The following is a 22,000-nucleotide window of genomic DNA, read 5'->3' on the forward strand; positions in this document are numbered from 1 at the left end:
AGATATTTTATACCTTTGTAGATTATATATAGGTAAATATAGACCATTATTGAGTTTCTGTAGTCTATTAAGAATAAATAAACCCACACTTTCTTCCTATACTTTTTAGATAAGTTCATGGAGGATGAATATGACTACAACTACAGACACTAAAAGCAATAATAAAGACATTAAACGAAGCACTAAACAAAGCTCTAAACAAGTTACTAAGCAAGAAATTAAATTAGCAGAAGTATCGCTCGACGATAAATACAAATTAAACACAACCAGAGCATACATTACAGGTATTGAAGCGTTGGTAAGATTACCCATGCTACAGCACCAGAGAGATCAGGAACGCGGTCTAAATACAGCAGGTTTTGTCTCTGGGTACCGCGGTTCTCCCTTGGGAGGTGTCGACCAGGCCATGTGGAAAGCCAAAAAGTATTTAGACGAACACAATATTACCTTTGTGCCCGGCATCAATGAAGACCTTGCCGCAACCGCAGTACGTGGTTCTCAGGAAGTGGGGTTAATGCCAGGCAGTAAATTCGATGGTGTATTCGGTATGTGGTATGGAAAAGGACCCGGACTCGATCGCAGTATCGATGCCATTCGCCATGCGAATGCAGCAGGCACCTCAAAGTGGGGGGGTGTACTTGCCGTTGTGGGTGATGATCATGGTTGTAAATCATCCACCTACCCTTATCAATCTGAACATTTATTCATGAGTCTTTCAATGCCAGTACTTGCGCCAGCTAATGTGCAAGAGGTTCTGGATTTAGGTGTTTATGGTATTGAATTGTCCCGTTACTGCGGCTGCTGGGTTGGGCTAAAAGCAATCACCGAGAATATGGATTCGGCTGTGTCAGCTAAAATCGACCCCAATCGTATAGAAATTAAAATCCCTAAAACTTTCCACATGCCAGACGATGGCGTGAATGTGCGTTGGCCAGACACACCCTTGGCACAGGAAGAAAGGCTCAATAAATACAAAATCTATGCAGCACGTGTTTTCGCCAGAGAAAACAACCTTAATAAAATTGTTATGGACACCAAAACACCGAAGCTAGGTATCATTACATCGGGTAAAAGTTACCTTGATGTTCTACAAGCCTTTGACGATTTAGGTATCGACAAAAAACTGGCTTCTGAACTTGGCATTCGTGTCTATAAAGTGGGTATGCCCTGGCCACTGGAACCAGTCACCACGCACGAATTTGCAGAAGGACTGGATGAAATTCTAGTGGTCGAAGAAAAACGCTCGGTAATGGAAGACCAGTTAACCGGTCAACTGTATAACTGGCCTGTCGACAAGCGACCAAAAGTAGTCGGCGAGTACGATGAACACGGTCAGGACCTACTGACAAATCTGGCTGAGCTAACCCCAGCAATGATCGCCCGAGTGATTTTTCAACGCATTACACCGTACATGAACGACGCAGAGCTTATTAACGATAGCGTTATCGAAACCATGCAGAAGCGCGTTGATTTCATTAACCGTAAAGAACGCAAACTCGCCAAACCACGTAAAATCTCCAATCGCGAAGCCATGTATTGTTCTGGCTGTCCGCACAATACCTCTACTGCAGTGCCTGAAGGCTCCATTGCTGGCGGTGGTATTGGTTGTCATTATATGAGCACCTGGAGTAAAAACCGTCCTGCGCATAACTATACGCACATGGGTGGTGAAGGTGTAACCTGGACCGGTATTGCGCCGTTTACTGAAACAAAACACATGTTCCAGAACCTCGGTGATGGCACCTATTTCCATTCTGGATTATTGGCAATTCGTCAATCCGTTGCATCTGGCGTCAACATCACTTATAAAATTTTATACAACGATGCAGTAGCGATGACCGGCGGCCAACCCGTTGATGGAAACTTAAGTGTGGCTCAGTTAGTACTGCAATTAAAAGGCGAAGGTATTCAACGCATTGAGATTGTTTCTGATAACCCGAAAGCACATAAATCGTTGAATGATTCTACCGTCAGTATTAGTCATCGTGATCAACTCAATCTCGTTCAGAAGTCACTTCGCGAAACCACTGGAACGACTATCCTCATTTACGAACAAACCTGTGCTGCAGAAAAACGCAGACGACGTAAGCGTGGAATCATGCCGGATATTGATCAGCGTGTGGTAATCAACGAAGCTGTCTGTGAAGGTTGCGGCGACTGTAGCGTTAAATCGAATTGCATGTCCGTTATTCCGAAAGAAACCGAAGTTGGACGTAAACGTCAAATCGATCAGGCTGCCTGTAATAAAGACTTCTCCTGCATCAATGGATTCTGCCCTAGTTTTGTTTCAGTCGCTGGTGGCGAGCTAAAGAAAAACAAAGAGTCGAATATCTCGGTTGAGAATAACAATTTACCCGAACCGACGCGCCCACTGATTGATCAACCCTGGAATATTCTGGTAACAGGTATTGGTGGTACCGGCGTATTGACGGTAACCTCTGTATTGTCTATGGCGGCGCATTTGGAAAACAAAGGAATCGCCACCTTAAACCAGACGGGTCTTGCACAAAAGTTTGGCCCTGTAATTAGTCATCTTCGAATTGCTAACGAACAAAAAGACATTCATGCAGTGCGTATTCCTGCCGGTGATGCAGACGTGATGATTGGTTGTGACCTGATTGTCAGTGCCTCTGATGATGCGTTAGCAAAGCTGAATGTAGAACGCAGCCATGCCGTTATCAATGACACGCTCACACCGACTGCTGAATTCGTGCACAACCCAGATGCTGTTTTTCAGGATGAAGCGATGAAACACAGCATCATCGATGAATTAAAAGAAGGTCGCGTCGATTTTCTACCGGCCACTGAAATCGCTAATGCGCTATTAGGCGATACCATTGCTACCAACCTATTCATGCTCGGTTATGCCTATCAGAAAGGGTTAATCCCGGTCAGTTCAGAAGCCATCTTTAAAGCGTTGGAACTCAATAAGGTGCGAATTGATTTCAACAAGAAAGCCTTTATGTGGGGCCGTATGGCATTACTAGACCGTAAAAAGGTTGAAGAAGCCGCGAATGTTGAAAAGAATCGATTTACGCCGTTAGAAGATTTAGAAGATATTATCGAGTATCGCGCGAATGATTTAGTCGGCTATCAGGATGAGGAATACGCTCAACGTTACCGCAATAGTGTCAACGCGGCGAAAGAAGTCGAAACAGCCGTGATGGATAAAAGCGCCGAACTGGATGGACATGAAAATAGCTTGTTACTGACTAAAGCAGTCGCCAAAGTTCTGTACAAAGTGATGGCTTATAAAGACGAATATGAGGTGGCACGTTTATACACCGACGGACGTTTTAAAAAGCAAATTGAAGAAACCTTTGAAGGTGATACGGAGATGTCTTTTTACTTTGCCATGCCATTAATATCAAAGCGCGATCCTGATACCGGACATCTGGTTAAACGCAAATACGGTGCTTACATGTTACCTGTGTTAAAGAATCTGGCTAAACTGAAACGTTTCCGCGGGACTAAATTTGACCTGCTAGGAAAAACAGCAGAAAGACAGGTTGAACGTCAAATGATAACAGACGTAAACAATACGATAAGCACGGTGCTGAAAACCCTGAACCCTGGTAACTTATTGCATGCGATTGAGATCATTGAGCTGGCAAACGATGTCAGAGGTTATGGACACGTTAAAGAAGCAAACTATGAGCAATACCAGTTACGCTTAGCTCAACAGTTAAAGAGTTACGAAAACGGAACCACGTTTGACGACAAAACTGGCACAGCCCACGTCGTGCAAATTCATAAAGTGGATGCTGCCTGACTGAGACAGAGTGTGTGTTTTTATAGTCTGTAAAAAGTTAAGCAACAATAAAAAAGCCCACTGCGGATAAGTGGGCTTTTTTTCAAAATAGTTTATGAATTACTTAGAATTTATAACCTACATTTAAACGGTAAACCATTGGGTCCAGATCATAATCTACGTGTAAAGTTGTAGCTCCTGGCCCAGTAAGTGTGGCATCTGTATCAATATCAGCATACATCGCAGAAGCATTCAAAAACCATTTATCATTGATTTGATAATCAACACCGATTTGCGCTGCAAGACCAATAGAGTTATCTAGTTTCAGCTTGGTATAACCCAAACCTGCTGCATCATTCCCCACTTTTTCATGGAAGAATATTGTGTAATTTAAACCTGCACCGACGTATGGTTGAAACTTGCCTTTACCACCTAGAAAATAGTACTGCGCACTTATGGTTGGTGGTAAATGTTTGATCTCTCCGATCGACGCACCATCAAGAGTACCGCCATCTGCTTTAATCTGATGAGTAAATGGAGTTGCTGCCAGAACTTCAATGCCTAACTTTTCAGAAAGCATGTAAGTACCAGATAGTCCTAATTGAGTTTCGTTATCAGCCGAAACTGCTTCGCCAGCGATTTCTTGAATATCATCACTTTTATCATCTGGAACAACTGTCGCTGCACCAAACTTCAATAAAATATCACCCTTTTCGTACGCAGAAGCTGCCATTGGAAGAGCTAAGATTGCAGCACTTACAGCTAGTGCAATAGCATTTACTTTTTTCATTTTGTATCTCCTAATTAATCATGGCTGTATTCTGAACGTATAGAAAAATGTAAATATTGACGCAGATCATATATTGATGATTAAGCTCAATCTTAAATGGATAAGAGTAGAGTAAGATAGCTTCAAACATAAACAAGCAAAGGTCACCCCCCTACTTTGGGGCACTTTTTTATCCCTATTTATTACATAGCTGTGAGCATAAGATGCAAGTCCTGAATTTAAGCACTCCGAGTAATCCACCTAGATTCTCTTTTTTTGATTTAGGCTTTAGAGCCTTTTTTCTCGGCGCTGCTGCCTATGCAGTGTTATCCATTTTGATTTGGTTTTTTGTCTATTCGATGGGTTATCAAATGCCACAATCATCGATAACGACGATGCAGTGGCATGCGCATGAAATGATTTATGGTTACAGCATTGCTGTAATAGCAGGCTTTTTATTAACCGCAACCAAAAACTGGACCGGTATCCAGACCCTTAATGGTAAACCTTTATTAGCGCTGGCATGCGTCTGGGTTGCGGCACGTATTACGCTATTCTTTGGGCAAATCGTGGCAGCTGCGGTATTAGATCTATTGTTTACCTTGTGGCTATCACAATCCATCGTCGCACCTATCATCAAAGCCAAACAATGGTCGCAACTCGCCATTGTGATAAAACTTCTGCTGTTATTCGTGACAAACGCCCTGTTCTATTTAGGCGCTATGGGAATACTTGCTCAAGGTGTTAACTGGGGAATATATGGTGGACTGTATCTCGTCATTGGTTTGATCCTGATGATGGCTCGAAGAGTGGTTCCATTCTTTATAGAACGCGGTGTAGATGAAACCGTTACCTTGAAAAATGTGAAATTTCTGGATCTCTCCAGTCTTGCTTTATTCCTGATTTTTATGGTATTGGAATTGGGCAATCTCAGCCCGCAGTTTTCCGCTTACAGCGCAATCCTGTTATTCATCGTCAATGCCATTCGCCTCGTAAACTGGCATACACCCGGGATTTGGAAAAAGCCTCTGTTGTGGAGCTTATACCTTGCGATCTGGTTTATCTGTGTCGGCTTTTTATTATTCGGTTTAAGTTACTTTCTGGGCATATCCAAATTTATCGCCATACATGCATTGTCTTACGCAGGTATCGGCGCAATAACACTGGGTATGATGTCACGGGTAGGATTGGGTCATTCAGGCAGAGATGTGAGTAATCCACCGAAAGCTGTTGGAATTGCTTTAGGCATTTTGATTTTGGGTGCGATAGTTCGCGTCTTCTTCCCGTTGATTGATGCCAGCCATTATCTATTGTGGATCAGTATTTCTCAGGGTTTATGGATACTCGCATTTGTTACTTTTTTCATCACGTATTTGCCCCTGTTGACGAAAGCAAAAACCTAAATCTAAGATGTGAATGATAAGGAGTTACTCATGAAGTGTAACTCTTGAAGAGTGATTTTCTTGTATGTACAAAAAACCTCATATAAGTAGGGGGGTGCCTAACCGCCCTACTGTTTATATATCAATTGATAATCGTATAAAAAAGACAAGACTAACGTCGGATGATTTCTCTTACATTATCAGTCAGAAAACGCTGCTCACCTTTAAACACTTCCAGTAAACCCGGAGTTTGATGACCCTGTGCATTCACTTTCAGATGATAACTAAAGTTACCGTTGTTAAAGACATAGCGGTGGTTTCTACCCGTTCTGTCGACTTCTAAACGCCCGTCAGATAAAACGATATCTGGCTTTACCGATGTAGGAGCATGTACCGGCCACGATGCGTAGCGTAAACGTCCATTACCAATATCATCCACACGAACGTGGTAGCGACTGGTTTTCCACTCAAGTACTGGCTGTGCGTAATTACTCACACTTCTATGCAATGAACTTCGGCCTCTTGGCGTTGAAGATCGAGATGGCTGCATCGATGAAGTCGCCTGAGCCACTAATTGTGGCTTACTTTGACCAAGACGGTTATTAGCAGGAGCACGGTTATACGTAGAGGCACCTTTATTCACAAACGTAGACGGTTGCTTTACTGACAGGATATTGCCATCGTGGTCCAGCCACACTAGTCCATCAAATAACATAATGCCGCGCCAGCCGACTGTATTCCAGTCTGTACGCGCGTCTGATGAAACGATAGATCGCAGCAGATTCTGGTCGAAGACTTCATCAAAACGATTTACAAATTCATACTCATTGTTAATCGCAGGTCGGTTTGATTTACTAATCAGTGGGTATGAAACCATTTTTGCAATGCTGCCAGTGTTTCGACTTTTGAATGCTTCAATCACGGTTTGTACTTTGGCGACGTCTTTCTCTTCTACCGCAAATGCCTGCGGCGTTAATATCGCCCACGAAAGTAATAGATAAGGTAAAGCCTTGGTGAATTTCATAAGTTAATGTGCCCCATACATTTATGATTTTTTTATTCTTATTGTTATGTAGTTTACTACAAATGATATAATTTATCTCATAGAATCAAACTGTTAGATTGCTATGCAAACATTTTATATGTGTCATTCTTTGATATTTCATAGCAAGCCCTGCTATTACAAGTAAGTAAATCTGACGTTAAATTTCGTTCAATTTATTCGACTGTTATAGATAGACGGTCACACTCATAAACGATGGCATTGATAAACAGGATGCAATAAAAAAAATACGGCTTATCAGCGGGTTTATAAATAACCGAAAGACAAATTAAATACACATTGATAAAACATTCAGTAAAAAAACGCCTATAAGTAGGGGGGTGGCTTTGAATCAAGACTTGTTTAATCAAGACCAGCTCGACAACGGACCAAACAAGCTAGCCCAATGATCCAACATAGCATTTACAAACATAGCATTTATAAACATAGAATTTACAGACAAAGAATTAACCAGTAATCACCCCAAGACTAAGACACCATATCGAATGCCAATCAGCCCTGAATTTCTCATCATAGCCGCCTCAATCTTTTTCTGTGCGGCTTTGTTTCATGGCAGCATTGGCACGGGCTTTCCTATGATCGCCACACCTTTGCTCGCGCTGATTACCGATCTGCATACCGCAATAATTCTTACCCTGATCCCGACTGTATTGGTGAATCTGGTCAGTATTATCAGTGAAGGCAATATTTTTACCGCGATTAAACACCATCTACCCCTGGCCTTATATGCATTGATTGGCAGTTCGTTGGGCACCTTATTACTGATTTCAGTAGATTCTGAAATATTCAAAGCACTACTGGGTATAGCCATTCTGATCTATTTATTTATCGATAAGATCAAATTCAATTTATCGTGGATACAACAAAAACCGCAACTCTCAAAACTCATTTTTGGTCTATCAGCAGGCACACTGGGTGGCTTAACCAATGTCATGGCACCGGTACTCATCATCTTTACTTTGGAATCCCGATATACAAAACAACAGATTATTCAGGCAAATAATTTATGTTTTCTGTTTGGCAAGCTGATTCAAATTGTTCTTTTCACTAGCCACGGCCAATTCAGCAGCAGTGATTTAAAGACCTCATTAGTCATGTTAGCAGCCACAGCGATTGCACTCTTTATTGGCGTTAAAATCAAAAAACGCATTCAAGCCGAAATCTACAATAAAGTGTTAAAAGGTCTGTTACTAATTCTGGCAATCACTATTTTATTGCAGGTGTTTTTCTAATTTACACCCCCCTACTTTGAGGCCTTTTTTTGTTTCTATCGGTAAAAAATCCGGGTTTAGTGATTAACTTTTTGATGCAATGAATTTAATTTTCACTTTATTTTAAAATATTTATTCAAATAATTTCAGGCTCTCTGCCATCTCATTTAGCAAGCTGTATAAATCAACTTAAAAATTATATTTTATACAATAATTACAGCATCTTACGCTTAATAAACACAGACCAAAAATCACCATAAATTCTGAATTTACAAGATACATTCTGGAGGTATTTTAACGTTGCCAAAACAATTATTTTTAAAATAAATGAATCCAAAAAAAATAAAGCTGCGTTTCTACAACCAAGACACAGACTAAAAAGTCTTTTACGAAATAACAGTAAACATTAACTAAATTTTAAAGGTAAATATTATGAACATTAAAACAAAAGCAATCATAGCAAGCACTCTTCTAACAGCACTTTTTGCAGGTCAATCTGCAATCGCCGGTCAAGCTAGTGACCTGGGTGTTTTCGCAACTCAAGCTGAAATAGCTGCAGCAAACGTAACTGAAAAAGTTAACTACGATGCACCAGCATTCACTAACGAAGTGACAGTAAGCGGCAGAAAATAAACGCTACTTACAACAAGTACTTTTATAAAAAATTATCCATTAATTCAAACGAATTAAATAACTACAAAATACAGGAAACTAAACATGAACACTAAAGCAATCATCGCAAGCACATTACTTACTACTGCTCTAATCGCAGGTCAATCTGCAATCGCTGGTCAAAACGCAGACGGCTTCTTCAACACTGAAGCATCAGCACAGACTACTGATAAAGTGAATTACTCAGCACCAAACGCTAAGATCAGTGCAGAATTAGACGCAGAACTTTTCCCACAGGGTGAAGGTCAATAGTCGCGAAATAAAGACTTAGTAAAACGAAAAAAACTCCCTCCTTTAAAAGCCCGGTATTTGAAAAAATACTGGGCTTTTTTTATGCATGTTTAACATTTTTTCGCAAATATAGTGATTCACTATCCGGTTTTTCTGCACTTTTTTCTACGCTATTTTCTGCACTTCTATAACACTACATTTAGGCAGTACTTAAATGCTGTGTTGCCTAAATAACCCTGTCTGGATTAATTGCTACATTAATCTAGAAAATAGTTTAAACATTACTTTTTAAACTATTTACATGAAATACAAAAACCCCACTAATTAAAGTATAAGCCATTGTTTCATAATAGTTAAAACACTAATACAAACACTCAAACACCAAGATTGTTTTCTCGATTTTTGAATATATTTCATTTTATTTTGATCCAAAAAAACAATTCATTCGTTATTACATACAAGACACAGACAATGTAAGTCTTCATCAAAAACACATGACTTACATTACATTTACGAGACAAATACGGGATATAAATATTATGAACACGAAAGCAAAAGTACTTTTAGCAAGCACACTTCTAACAGCTCTATTCGCAGGACAATCTGCCATTGCAGGACAAGATGTAGACGGTGGATATTTCGAAGCTGAAGCAGCGACAAACGTCGCAGATAAAGTTAACTACTCAGCACCAAACGCAACAATCAGTGCAGAACTTGATGCAGAGCTTTTCCCTTCATTTGAAGGTCAGTAAAACGAAGCACAGCAAACACAGACTCTCCCTTGAGGCCCTTTACTTGAAAAAGTAAGGGGCTTTTTTTTATCCAGAACAAATAGATAAAAATTAAAGTAATCTGCGAAAGCTATTAGAAGGCTTGTAGAAAGTTGTTCGTAAATAATGAATGAATCAGGAGAAATTAAAGCTAGATGCTTTTTGTCTATCCTGTTTTTTATCAACAAGATCTCCGACACGATAAGCATCGAGAATGCTCAGAATCCACACACCCAAATAAATCAGAAATGCGGTATTCATCACACCTGTATTCACTTCAACCATGCTGTTTGAAAGTATCCCAATTAAACCACCACCTTGATCCAAAGCGCCATTATTGATCTTTGCTACTATCAGTGAAGAAAACTTGATGATCTTCGCCACAATCACAGACAAGGCAATAATTGAAACCAGAGCAAACAGAACGCCAGACAAATAACGCTTTAACACAATTTGACCCGCACCTGGTAAAACCAGAGCCGAGAGCAAAGCAGCTTTAAGAGAGTTTTTCATAACGGTTATTGTATCTATTGAATATCCAGAGTCCATAGTGTCATAACAGCCATGAATAACTGCTGAATCTAGATTTTACTCATGTTTTTCGGAATTAGGGTTTCCAGAATTAGGGTTTCCAGAATCATTTTTCCGGAATAAAAAATCACGCGATGGTTAATGACACTATTTTCAAGGGATGATTACCATCAAACGATGGAAAATCGTGGTGACAATGTAACCAGCTTGACTCACTGACTGAACGTCCCTGTTTTTCAACGCAACGTACTAAGCTGTTAAACCAGCTTTCTCTATCGACCTTCGCCACATTGTTACAGGCAATGATCTTACCGCCTGGCTTCGTTGCTAATACCGCAGGTTTAAATAAGCTTTGATAGTCATTGATTAAATCAACGGTTCCAAACGCACTTTTAGCAAAACGTGGGGGATCTAAAAATACCAGATCAAACTGCGATGCTGACATTTTAGGATAATGTGGCAGTTTTTTAGGATTACGGCCAGTCACTTTAAGCCCTGCTAATTGGCGTAGTGCTGGAAAGGCATCGCTCTGTATAAACTGACACACTGAATCGGCTCCAGTTTCAAACCCATTGAGTTCAGCATTTTTGCGGCCAGCTTCTAAAGCAAATGATGAGAAATCCACATTTACGACACGCTTGGCACCACCGACAGCAGCTGCCGTACCAATACCACAGGTATAAGCAAATAAATTCAGCACACTCTTCTTATGGCTGTTTGCTTTAAAAAACTCTCGGCCAATGCGCATGTCCAAAAACAATAATGGATCTTGTCCTGTATGACGTAATTTGCTGGTGTATAAAACACCATTCTCACAAATTACTTGTTCTGATCGGGCATAAGCCTCAGTTTCAGCATCGAGCTCATTAAGAATGCGCGAGTTTTTATTAGAGCGGTCGTTATAAACGATTGGTAAATCAGAAACCGCTAATAACGCTTTGCGAATCACATCAATTTCATCTTCGTTAAGCGTTTGATGAAAGCTTTGAATTAACCAGGCATCACCATAACGATCAATATTCAGCCCATTTACACCTTCTACCGTGCCATGAAAAACACGAAAGCAATTAGTTTTTGATGAATCTGTTTTTGATGAATCCGTTTTCAATGAATCCGTTTTCAATGAGTCAGAGGATGGCGCACTAAGTTGATCAATAAGGTCAGCACGTTTAGCTAAAGCAGTATTCAGCAAAGAAGCGATTGGCATAATCAAGAAACTCGTTTTATGTGTGAGTGTGAAGGCGGATGCAGTCGAAATGTAATTCGACGACATAATGCCAGATAACAAAGTGACATTCTAACAAACTAAAGCATAAGCCAGAATAATTGAACACCCCGCAACTTGTACAGGATTTTAGCCACCCCCCCCCCCCTACTTACCATGAGCTTGCCATTTCGTTTGTTGAAATGGACAACTCAGCCGAGGCATTGCCGAGACAACGTAGGAACACAGTGACGACGACCCACAGGGTGGGCTTCAGCCGAATATTTATGCGAAAGCTTAAAGCTAGCTCGCCGATAAGCGATACTAGGTTTTAGCGTGTATTGGAGCCATTTTTAGCCGCTGGCAACAACTAAACGCTGGATGATCGTTGTTATTTACCCTCCAATTTATTTAGTATGAAGACAAGAATTCACGATGAAATACTATGTTAGACTCCTGCCACTTCTAGCTATTATCTACCACTAAAATGCCCGAACAAAAATACCAGCGCTTGCGCCAATTAAACCAAGCAGCACCTATCGCAACGCAAATTCCTCATACAGAAAAGCATCATTCTCGTACCCTGGATGATCCTTATCACTGGTTAAAAGACCAGAACTATCCAACCGTTGATGATAAAAACATTATCGGATATCTAGAAGAAGAGAACACTTACTACCAATCGTTTTTGAAACCTAATAAACCTTTAGTCGAGACTATCTTTGAGGAATTTAAAGGACGTACGGATGAGCAAGAAACCTCTGTGCCATACGTGTCGAACGGTTATGAATATCAGTGGTATTTTCGTGCGGGAGAAGAGTACCGCACTCGAACCCGCAAGAATTTAGCAACGGGTGAAGAAGCTATATTTTTGGACGAAACTGCCTTAGCGAAAGACCATGATTATTTTGTGATTGGGGACTGGGATATCAGCCCCGATAATCGCTTTTTAGCGTACACATTCGATACTGATGGTGACGAGCGCTATCAGCTTCGTATCAAAGATCTTGAGACTGATGAGTATTTAGATGACGTATTGAATGACGTTCAAGGCGAACTTGAGTTCAATGCTGATGGCACAAAACTCATGTATGCGTTGCTTGAACAAGGTCGTTGGCATTCTAAAAACATAAAAATACACACAATTGGTGAACAGCAGAAAAACGACATAAGCGTCTATACAGAAGAAGACGATGGCTTTTACATCGGTTTCGATAAAACCAGCAGTGAAGAATTTATGGTGATTGTATCTTCACAAGGCGAAGTAGAAGAATCGCATGTTCTAGCTGGTGATTTTTCTGGAGATCTTGTCACCTTGGTAGACAGAAGTGAAGGTTTTACCCAGTCGGTTGACCATGCGCATGGTGAATTTTATATTCTTGCTAACGATACACACTCAAACTTTCGTTTAGTCACAGTCAGTGATAAAAACCCCGTTAAAGAAAATTGGAAAACGATTATTGACGGTTCTGACGCATCTTATTTATTGGGACTACAAACCTTTAAAGATTTCTTTGTGCTTAAAACCCGTGATCTGGGTTTAGAAAAAATTCATGTTCTGCCCTATGTCTCGCCTGATGTTTCGCCTGATGTCTCGCCCAATACAAGCTCAAAAAATCTAGAAGCACATATTATCGAGTTTCCTGAACCTTTATTTACCGCTGGTTTAGGCGTTAACCCTGAATTTGAACAAAGCTTTATCCGCCTCTCTTATGAGTCGATGATCACACCGCATACCGTGTTCGATTACGATTTAACCAAGCGCCAATTGAGCACCCGTAAGGTACAAAAAATTCCATCGGGTTACGATAAATCCCAATATGAAACCAAGCGCATTATGGCTCCAGCACGAGATGGCGTGATGGTTCCCGTGTCATTGGTGTATAAAAAAGGCTTCAAACAAGACGGTAGCCATCCAATGTGGCTTTATGGCTATGGTGCATACGCAGCAACTATCGAACCTTCGTTTTCATCTGGGTTACTCAGTGCGCTTGATCGTGGTTTTGTCTATGCAATCGCGCATGTTCGCGGTGGCTCAATGATGAGTTACCAATGGTATTTAGACGGTAAACTTAAAAAACGCACGAATACATTTAATGATTTTGTTGATGTCGCACGTCATTTGGTGGATGAAAAATACGTAAGTGCTGGCAATATCTCAATTTCAGGACGCAGTGCGGGTGGCGAATTAATGGGTGCTGCGGTCATTCAGGCACCAGAGTTATGGCGCTCAGTTAACCTCGGTGTGCCGTTTGTTGATGTATTAAATACCATGCTCGATGCCAGCCTGCCATTAACGCCTCCAGAATGGAAAGAATGGGGAAATCCAATTGAAAGTCCTGAAGATTATGACTTGATCGCCAGCTATTCCCCTTACGACAATATCGAGAAACGTGAATATCCACCCATGTTTGTAAGTGGTGGGATTAACGACCCTCGAGTGACTTACTGGGAGCCTGCTAAATGGACTGCCAGAATGCGCGAACTAAAAACGGATGAGAACCTATTAGTGATGCGAATTAATATGGGTGCTGGGCATTTTTCAAATAGTGGTCGCTATGGCCGTTTAAAAGATTACGCAGAGGAATACGCGTTTATGTTCTTAGCGCATGGCATTGAAGAATAAACCAGCGAATCAAAAAGCTATGACGAGCAACTATAATGAGACGTCCCACCGGCATTAAAGAATTGCGATGGTTTCAGCTTATTGAATTTCTCTTCAACTTCTTCCGGCTGTTCTGCGTAAGGCTGCGTCATGATGTCCTGTAGCTCACGAATTAAATCGTAGTTCCCGACCGCAGCATTTTTGTAAGCAGGCACTACAAACCACTCTCGCAAAATGTATTTGGGATTAACACGTTTCATCTGCCTCGAAAGCTCTTCATTTGACTGAGAAGATGAGTCACCGTTTATTAACGTTTTCCACTTTGTAAGCCACGCTGACCAACGCTCATCCAACTCTTTTGAGTTCGAGTTCGAATTCGAGTAGAAACTCCTTTTGAGTGGGTCAATATTGTCAGGTATCTCTGAAAGTTCGCGGAAGAAAATCGTGTAATCAACAGAGGTTTGAATCATCAGCGTAAATAGCTCTCTGAATAACACGGGGTCAAATGTTGAAAGCCCAAGTTTGGCAGCCCACATCTTTTCCATTTCGGTTTGCATCTCAAGTGCAAAACCATCGTCAATGTCGTTGAGTTGTTGCAAAGCTTCTGGATTCGAAGCCAGTAAAGGCTTTAAAGCAGTACAAAAACTCCCAAAGTTCTTTTCCGCTGCTACTGGTTGATTGAGGAAGGAGTAGTGCTCTCCTCCGCCCGTCCAGGGCTGGAAACGTGGATCAAACAGTTCGCAAAATCCATAAGGCCCGTAATCAAGTGTGAAACCACCGGCTGCACAATTATCACTGTTGAAGTTGCCTTGACAGTAGCCGACGCGAATCCAGTTTGCGATAAGTGACGTCAGCCGACTGCGAAACGCGCGCGCGAGCAACACGACTTTGTCATCACGAGTTAATTGCTGATCGATCACGTAAGCGTACTCGCGCTCAATCAAGTGCAACACAATCTTCTCTAACTCCGCCATGGCCTTTGGATGCTCATTACCACGCGCTCGACGACCGAAGAGTTCGAGTTGACCCACGCGAATAAACGATGGGGCAACGCGAGTCGAAATAGCCACTGCATCGGAAACCATAATATCCGGATCTTTCTGTCGAGATCCTTCCGAATACCACGGTCGCTTAACCGTTTCTGTTTTCGATGCGTACAAACTTAAAGATCGTGACGTGGGAACGCCCAGCGCATGCATATGCTCCTGTGCCAAAAACTCACGCACGCTTGAACGCAACACCGCACGCCCATCTGCGCCACGAGAATAAGGTGTTCGTCCGCTTCCTTTGAGTTGCATTTCCCAGCGTTGGCCTTTAATAACAGCCTCAAGCACTGACGCTGCGCGTCCATCGCCATAGCCGTTACCGGTTTTAAAAGGGCATTGCTGGGTGTATTCGTTACCGTAAATAGAAAGCGCATACCCCGTTGACCACCCTATCTTGCGCATCGGGTGTGGAAGATTTGAAAGATCACCAGAGAATAGTCTTTTGAAGTCAGCTGATTGCGCCAGGTTGTCAGCGAAGCCCAATTCACGAAAAAAGGTTTTGCTATGCGTGACGTATTCAGGGTTTTCAATTTGCATCGGAGTAACCAGTACATAGTGCCCTGAGAGCACCTGACGAGGTGAATGGTTCGCTCCGTCTGTTTTCGCATCAGGATCTGCATCGAGCGTATTCAACAGCGAATAATCTGCCAGACTTGCAAGATCGTTAAGCGTTTCTATATTTAAACTCTCATCACTCTCAGCACTGGCAGCCGAACTGAACGCTACTTCTGTTGCGGGATCTTGATTGTTGCTAAGTTGCTGATTGTGGCCTGGGTGTTGAGTGTGGCTAGGATCCGATGTTTGCATGAAATGCTCTTATTGTCTTAAGGAGTTTTAATCGAAACGATTATAATAAAAGGGGTCAGCCTCAATAGATATAACGAGTCAATATTATAAGGTTTTTGTCTTTCTCATTTCTTACGACTTTTCTTTCAAGTTTCTTTCAAATTTCTTCCAACTTATGAGTACCTAATTGATAACAGATAACAGATAACAGATAACAGATAACAGATAACAGATAACATTAAGACTTTGATGCAATGGTAAAATAACGCGCTTTTAAGATCGCATTTTCTGACTCGCCAATCTTAATCGTTAAATGCAGGGTACTTTTCCCTTTATCTTTAAAATTCTGATGAAAAGCTTCACGTTCTTCATTGTTAACTGATGCGCTACAGACTATATCGTCAGTGACGGGAGACTTATACATAATCTCGGCTTTACCAACTACCAGGTCACCCGACATCTCAAATAATTCCATATTGTAGTAACACAATGCCCAGCCAGCCAGAATTCCTGTTGAATAAATGCTACCGGCAAAGCCTGTTCCATGGAGATTAAAATTTTCAGATAATGGCGCTCTCACAACAATTGAATCAGCTTCTAAGGACGCTATAGAAAATTGCATCGCGTTGCTTAGTGGAATGGTCTCTCTTATTTTATTGAGTATTCTTAATCGTGCTTCAGATGTGTCTGACATAATAATTATGTTATCTCTTTTTTAGCTTGGTTCGATGACTGGAATTAATAAAGTGTCGAATATACAAATATCATTCGACAACATAGTGCAAAGAACATATTAACATTCTAAGCTGAGTGAACCGATATCGATAAACTAAACTAAAAGCCACCCCCCTACTTATGGGCTGTTTTTTTCTGATTGATTAAGCGTTAAAACAAGAAGTGAAATTATCACGACAAACCAGCTACACCCTATTCGCAAAAATAACTATTCAGAGCCCAGTACCACTGTAGCACTTCTAGCCTTTCACGTTATAATCGAAAAATGAAATCCCTCTTCCTTACTCCTCCTATGACGCAGTTGAATACTGCCTATCCTGCCACCGCTTACATCACTGGCTTCTTGCGTAAAGAAGGCTATGACGTAGTCCAGCGTGACATGGCTATCGAGGTGTTGTTGTCGATGCTTACAACCGAAAGCATTGATACGATACTGGATAGAGTTGAAGATAATTACGCCGATTTTGAAGACGATGAGTTACCCGACTCGATCTATCACTTCCTCGTTCATGTAGATGCATACCGTCGCTGTACAGCACCTGTGCTGCGTTTCTTACAAGGTAAAGATCCTAGTTTGGCGCTTCGTATAGTGTCCCGACAATTTTTACCGGAAGGGCCCACATTCGAAAACCTCAATGAGATGCAGGAGATTTCTGAGAATGTTCTGCATCAGGCCTTCGGTGATTTAGGCACGCAAGATAAAGCCAAGTATTTGGCAAGCTTGTACATTGATGACTTGGTCGCAGTTATTCATGACGGCGTAGATCCTAACTTTGAAGTATCGCGTTACGGCGAACGCCTCGCCGCATCAAATCCAAGTTTTGATGACTTGTATGAAACCTTGCACGGCGAGATAAGCTTTACAGAAGAACATATCCGCAGTTTGCTCGATGATTATCTGGCGCAGGAATCTCCCGATGTCATCGGCATTACCGTGCCATTTCCGGGGAATATGCTGGGTGCTTTGCAGATCGCTAAATACTGCAAAGAAATCAAACCTGATATGCCCGTGCTGATGGGCGGCGGTTACGTCAATACAGAGTTACGCACATTAAAAGACATTCGTTTGTTTGAATATGTCGACTACATTTTATTAGACGATGGCGAACAGCCCTTATTGAGTTTGCTTGATTATTTGCAAGGCAAAGCGACGGAAGCTGACTTGGTACGTACATACCACCTGAAAAACAAACATTTAGAAAAAGCCGAACTCGTTTATAGCAATAATAAGCAATTACCCGATGTGCCCCACAAAGATATTGGTACCCCCTGTTATGACGGCCTGCCGTTAGATAAGTACTTATCACTGTGTGAAATGCTCAACCCCATGCATCGAATCTGGAGTGATGGTCGCTGGAATAAACTGACCGTTGCGCATGGTTGTTACTGGTCCAAATGTACGTTTTGCGATATCAGTCTGGATTATATTGGTCGCTATGACGAGGCCGGTGCCGACATCATTGTTGAGCGAATAGAACAGTTAATAGCAGAAACAGGTCAAACAGGCTTTCACTTTGTCGATGAAGCCGCGCCCCCCAAAGTGCTGTTTGCAATGGCAGAAAAGTTGATTGAAAAGAACCTCATCATTACCTGGTGGGGCAATATCCGATTTGAAAAAACCTTTACCCCCGAAAAGTGCCAGCTACTGGCAGACTCAGGCTGCATCGCCATTAGTGGTGGTTTAGAAGTCGCATCAGACAGGCTATTAACGCTAATGAAAAAAGGCGTAAGCATCGAAAAAGTCGCACGCGTCACCCGTGGTTTTGCCGATGCGGGAATTCTCGTGCATGCCTATCTAATGTATGGCTTCCCCACACAAACAGCTGAAGAAACCGTAGACTCATTAGAAGTCGTCAGGCAGTTAATGTTTCATGGCTGTTTCCAATCGGCATACTGGCATCGATTCTCAGCCACTATTCATAGCCCTGTAGGCTTAAAGCCTGATGAATATAAGATAACATTGCACCCGAATAAAAATATCACCTTTGCCAATAACGATGTTGCCTTTAGTGACCCTGAGAATGTCGATCATGATCTATTAGGAGAAGGACTAAAAAAGGCGCTGTATAACTATATGCACGGATTAGGTTATGAACAGCCGATGCAATTCTGGTTTGATGAGAAAACGAATCTACAGGTTGGTGGTACTCGGGTTAAACCGGACTTTATTGCGCAGGCCTTGGCGTAAGGATTTAATAAATACTAGGTCTTTTAATGACACCCCCCACCTTTGGGGCACTTTTTTTGCTTTTTAAAATGACTATAAACAGCTACTACTTCCAACTAGCAATCTGCTTATTGATAAAGCGTTGAATACGTTGCGTGGTTTCTGCGTATCGACAATCCTTTCTAAAGGTTTGATGCGCATTTCGTAAACCACAATCATAAGAGACTAAATCAACACCACTCGAACCCACCAAGGGATAATTATTTGCCAGAAATTGCAATTCTTGAGGACGATTGTAGGGATCATTTTCATAAGCAAACACCAAAGCATCCATGTCAGGCGACGTTAACATCTCTTTAATCTGTTTAGGCCTAACCGTTTTTCTCCACCAGGGAGCAAACTTAACCTCACTGCGTTTACCTGCAAAAGCAGGCGCAAAAGCAATCGCCCCATTAAAGCGTTTATTGACATCACGCATCATCATTAATGACGTCCAGGCACCGTTTGAATGCCCTGCCAAAAACAAATTTTTGGGTAAAACACCCCGCGCTAAAAAAGCATCTATCGCGTAATTGATTTCTATTTTACGCAGATAAACCTGCCTACCCGCCGATGTTATTGCGGGTGCTTCGGTTGCCGTCGAACACAGTTTATATACCAGAGTTCGTTTATCGCTTAACGCAGCCAAAGATGCAGGAGGATTGTTATAAGACATAAAACAAGGCTCAAGTTGCTGTGGCCTGGTAATACCGTGGTTATAAATAATAACGCGTTGTTTAGAAGCAGGACTGGAAAACGGTATTTTTTGAATAGACTCTGCTATCGAAGTCTTGGTATTGGTTCCCAAACTTGAACACGCTGAGAGGAATATCGCTAAAAACGTAAATGAGATGGCAGATGAAAATGATCTATACATTGTTAAAGCATATCAATAGGGTTGGATAAATACACCCCCCCACTATTGGATGATATTTATGCAGATGACCCTTTAGGTTGAGTCGCAGCAGAAAAATTTATGTTTTGCGAAGTAACTTTTTCAATTCTAGCGATGTTTCTATCCCATTTAACAAGCCGAGCCACGCAGAAAATTGACGATGAAGGTTTTGCTTGTTTGAACAAGGTACGAGTGAGTTACAAAACCGCGTCAATTTTTGAGTTGTGATGGAGCCACTCGCATCTTGTTAATAGAAGATTACTCCTACCTTTAAGAGACTTTCTAAATTTATACACTAATTTAAACAACACCAAGGTTTTAATAACCAAACACAATCTTAGGTCATATATGTGCAGCGCCAAGCATCGCAAAAACGTTATACATTTCATAGTGAAGTACCAAATTGGTAATATGTCACATTTTCTAAACATAATTTTCCGCTATGATTAATATTGAACGACTTTTTAGAGCATAACTAACCGTTAATACGTTCAGGGAGAGAACATATGCATCATGCATATCAAAAAATATTTCATTTATTCTTTGCTTTTTTATTGTTATTAACAAGCCCTCAGGTTTTTGCCGGGACTACAGGAACAGTTAGCTATGCCCCTTTTGCTGCTGCTAATATTCCTACACTTAGTGGAATGATGTTAATCATTTTGAGTTTGTTACTAATGCTAGTGGCATTTCGCAGTGCTAAAAATAAAAATTCAGGTGTCAACAAATTATTCATAAGCTTACTGGGTGTTTCTATTTTGGCACTGGGTTCTGGTAGCGTTCAACTGGCAAACACTCTGGTTGCTGCCCCTGCTCCAGAATTATCAAATCCTAATGGCGGCGATGCAGACATCTTCGAGAATCGACTGAATACCTATGTAAATACTAGTGGATTAACCCAACAAATTACAGGAGTAGACGTGTCGGGTATCCAATGTGATAACTATGTGGGAGATGGTTCTAACTCTGGTGAATGCGCCACCGGTTTGGTGGTGAATTCAGGCGTATCTTGTACTGTTGATTGTACTGCACCAGAAGCTGATTTATCAATTACCAAGATAGATAGTGCTGATCCAATACAAACTGGTGATTCAGTCACCTATACCCTCACCGTAAATAATATAGGGCCCGGTATTGCAGAAAACGTTGTTGTAACAGATGAACTACGCTTCACTTTAGCGTCCACGAATGGTGTGGGTAATTCCGTTTTCGTAAATAACTGCACAATAGTCCCAGTTTCGGGTGGTGAAGACATCAGTTGCGATCTTGGTAACCTAACAGAAGGCCAAGAAGTTATCATTGAAATGCAAGTCATCTCTGGTAACGCTGGTACTATTACAAACACAGTTGAAGTGAGCTCAGACACTGTTGATCCGGACCAAAGCAATAACACAGCTACACAAACCACTGTAGTTAATGCGCCCGCTCCGACAACTAGCACAGTTACAGTTATTAAGAACGTAATTGGTGACGATGCTGACCCTAACCTCGCCTTTAATTTCGTCACGAACAGCACAAGTAGTGCAGCATTACCCGTTGAATTTTATACAATGTCTGCAAATGACTCTCCAAGAGTCTACACCGGACTTCCGGAAGGCTTAGGCGTGAGGCTTAGAGAGCAGAATGTACCAGAGAATTATGCGTTAACAGATATTAATTGTGTTAGCAGTTTTCCAGATTCTACGCTGACGCCTGATCTTGCACAGGGCGAAATTACATTTTTTCTTGTAGCTGGTGAGAATATCACCTGCACCTTTACCAATACGTACACTGCCCCATGATTTAATTTAAGGCAGCAAACTGAGAGACGACAAAGTTGGTCCTGTCAGTTTTGCGAATGACGATCGACGTTCAGGTTGGGAGTTTACGCTTTATGATTCTTCAAACGCTCAAATTGCTCAGGGTGCAAATGGCGAGGCTGATTTAGGAAGCCACCCAGCAGGTACATACACATGGTGTGAGACCCCTCAATCTGGTTGGGAAAATACGTTACCAACTAATAACTTAGTCGCTGACCCTACTGGATCAGGAAGACCTTGTGCTACAAGTAATGTTCCAGACACCGTCACTATTTTTTCTAAAAATTTCTGGAATTATGAACTCAGTGACCCAAATAATTGCGGTAAGTATTCCATATAGTTCA

At 41.5% G+C, this 22,000-nt stretch carries 16 protein-coding genes; 9 read left to right on the forward strand and 7 right to left on the reverse strand.

Annotated features, from left to right (window positions below; translation table 11 throughout):
• The first annotated feature begins 130 nt into the window (after window positions 1-130).
• Window positions 131-3,772: an indolepyruvate ferredoxin oxidoreductase family protein gene (locus tag EV695_RS12250; RefSeq protein WP_131906272.1), complete on the forward strand. Its 3,642-nt coding sequence runs from the start codon at window positions 131-133 to the stop codon at window positions 3,770-3,772.
• 103 nt (window positions 3,773-3,875) lie between these two features.
• On the opposite strand, the gene EV695_RS12255 is transcribed toward EV695_RS12250, so the two are convergent.
• Window positions 3,876-4,541: an OmpW/AlkL family protein gene (locus EV695_RS12255; protein WP_131906273.1), complete on the reverse strand. Its 666-nt coding sequence runs from the start codon at window positions 4,539-4,541 to the stop codon at window positions 3,876-3,878.
• Window positions 4,542-4,744: 203 nt separating this feature from the next.
• On the opposite strand from EV695_RS12255, the gene EV695_RS12260 reads away from it, so the two are divergent.
• On the forward strand, window positions 4,745-5,923 hold the full coding sequence (locus EV695_RS12260; protein ID WP_131906274.1) for an NnrS family protein: 1,179 nt from the start codon (window positions 4,745-4,747) through the stop codon (window positions 5,921-5,923).
• A gap of 151 nt (window positions 5,924-6,074) precedes the next feature.
• On the opposite strand, the gene EV695_RS12265 is transcribed toward EV695_RS12260, so the two are convergent.
• Window positions 6,075-6,926, reverse strand: coding sequence for a hypothetical protein (locus tag EV695_RS12265; RefSeq protein WP_131906275.1), 852 nt, complete (start codon window positions 6,924-6,926; stop codon window positions 6,075-6,077).
• A gap of 524 nt (window positions 6,927-7,450) precedes the next feature.
• Between EV695_RS12265 and EV695_RS12270 the strand changes: the two genes are divergently transcribed.
• The 4 genes from EV695_RS12270 to EV695_RS12285 all read left to right on the forward strand — a co-directional run bounded on the left by EV695_RS12270 (window position 7,451) and on the right by EV695_RS12285 (window position 9,831).
• Entirely contained in the window at window positions 7,451-8,197 is a 747-nt protein-coding gene (locus tag EV695_RS12270; protein ID WP_131906276.1) for a sulfite exporter TauE/SafE family protein, read from the forward strand.
• 411 nt (window positions 8,198-8,608) lie between these two features.
• The gene (locus EV695_RS12275; RefSeq protein WP_131906277.1) at window positions 8,609-8,809 is read left to right on the forward strand and encodes a hypothetical protein; all 201 of its coding nucleotides are present in this window, start codon (window positions 8,609-8,611) and stop codon (window positions 8,807-8,809) included.
• An 84-nt stretch (window positions 8,810-8,893) separates the two neighbouring features.
• The gene (locus EV695_RS12280) at window positions 8,894-9,100 is read left to right on the forward strand and encodes a hypothetical protein (RefSeq protein ID WP_131906278.1); all 207 of its coding nucleotides are present in this window, start codon (window positions 8,894-8,896) and stop codon (window positions 9,098-9,100) included.
• A gap of 518 nt (window positions 9,101-9,618) precedes the next feature.
• On the forward strand, window positions 9,619-9,831 hold the full coding sequence (locus tag EV695_RS12285; RefSeq protein ID WP_131906279.1) for a hypothetical protein: 213 nt from the start codon (window positions 9,619-9,621) through the stop codon (window positions 9,829-9,831).
• 153 nt (window positions 9,832-9,984) lie between these two features.
• Here EV695_RS12285 and EV695_RS12290 read toward each other — a convergent pair whose 3' ends face one another.
• Both EV695_RS12290 and EV695_RS12295 read right to left on the reverse strand, forming a co-directional pair.
• Window positions 9,985-10,362 carry a hypothetical protein gene (locus EV695_RS12290; RefSeq protein ID WP_131906280.1) on the reverse strand — a complete coding sequence of 126 codons (378 nt, stop codon included), beginning with the start codon at window positions 10,360-10,362 and terminating at the stop codon, window positions 9,985-9,987.
• Window positions 10,363-10,507: 145 nt separating this feature from the next.
• Entirely contained in the window at window positions 10,508-11,587 is a 1,080-nt protein-coding gene (locus EV695_RS12295) for a class I SAM-dependent rRNA methyltransferase (RefSeq protein ID WP_131906281.1), read from the reverse strand.
• A 484-nt stretch (window positions 11,588-12,071) separates the two neighbouring features.
• Between EV695_RS12295 and EV695_RS12300 the strand changes: the two genes are divergently transcribed.
• Window positions 12,072-14,210, forward strand: a complete 2,139-nt coding sequence (locus EV695_RS12300; RefSeq protein ID WP_131906282.1) for a S9 family peptidase — start codon at window positions 12,072-12,074, stop codon at window positions 14,208-14,210.
• Between the two features lie 17 nt (window positions 14,211-14,227).
• Here EV695_RS12300 and EV695_RS12305 read toward each other — a convergent pair whose 3' ends face one another.
• Together EV695_RS12305 and EV695_RS12310 are read right to left on the reverse strand one after the other, a co-directional pair.
• A complete protein-coding gene (locus tag EV695_RS12305) occupies window positions 14,228-16,042 on the reverse strand; it encodes a protein adenylyltransferase SelO (RefSeq protein WP_131906283.1) in 1,815 nt (604 codons plus the stop codon).
• A gap of 217 nt (window positions 16,043-16,259) precedes the next feature.
• Window positions 16,260-16,715, reverse strand: a complete 456-nt coding sequence (locus EV695_RS12310; RefSeq protein WP_131906284.1) for a YiiD C-terminal domain-containing protein — start codon at window positions 16,713-16,715, stop codon at window positions 16,260-16,262.
• Window positions 16,716-17,021: 306 nt separating this feature from the next.
• Between EV695_RS12310 and EV695_RS12315 the strand changes: the two genes are divergently transcribed.
• Window positions 17,022-18,944, forward strand: coding sequence for a B12-binding domain-containing radical SAM protein (locus tag EV695_RS12315; protein WP_131906285.1), 1,923 nt, complete (start codon window positions 17,022-17,024; stop codon window positions 18,942-18,944).
• Between the two features lie 85 nt (window positions 18,945-19,029).
• Here the strand turns inward: EV695_RS12315 and EV695_RS12320 are convergent, their stop codons facing one another.
• Window positions 19,030-19,839 carry an alpha/beta fold hydrolase gene (locus tag EV695_RS12320; RefSeq protein WP_131906286.1) on the reverse strand — a complete coding sequence of 270 codons (810 nt, stop codon included), beginning with the start codon at window positions 19,837-19,839 and terminating at the stop codon, window positions 19,030-19,032.
• 524 nt (window positions 19,840-20,363) lie between these two features.
• Here EV695_RS12320 and EV695_RS12325 point away from each other — a divergent pair.
• Window positions 20,364-21,638, forward strand: coding sequence for a midcut-by-XrtH protein (locus tag EV695_RS12325; protein WP_131906287.1), 1,275 nt, complete (start codon window positions 20,364-20,366; stop codon window positions 21,636-21,638).
• The last annotated feature ends 362 nt before the right edge of the window (window positions 21,639-22,000 follow it).

Origin of the sequence: Cocleimonas flava (genome assembly GCF_004339015.1) — a bacterium.
GTDB classification, from domain to species: domain Bacteria; phylum Pseudomonadota; class Gammaproteobacteria; order Thiotrichales; family Thiotrichaceae; genus Cocleimonas; species Cocleimonas flava.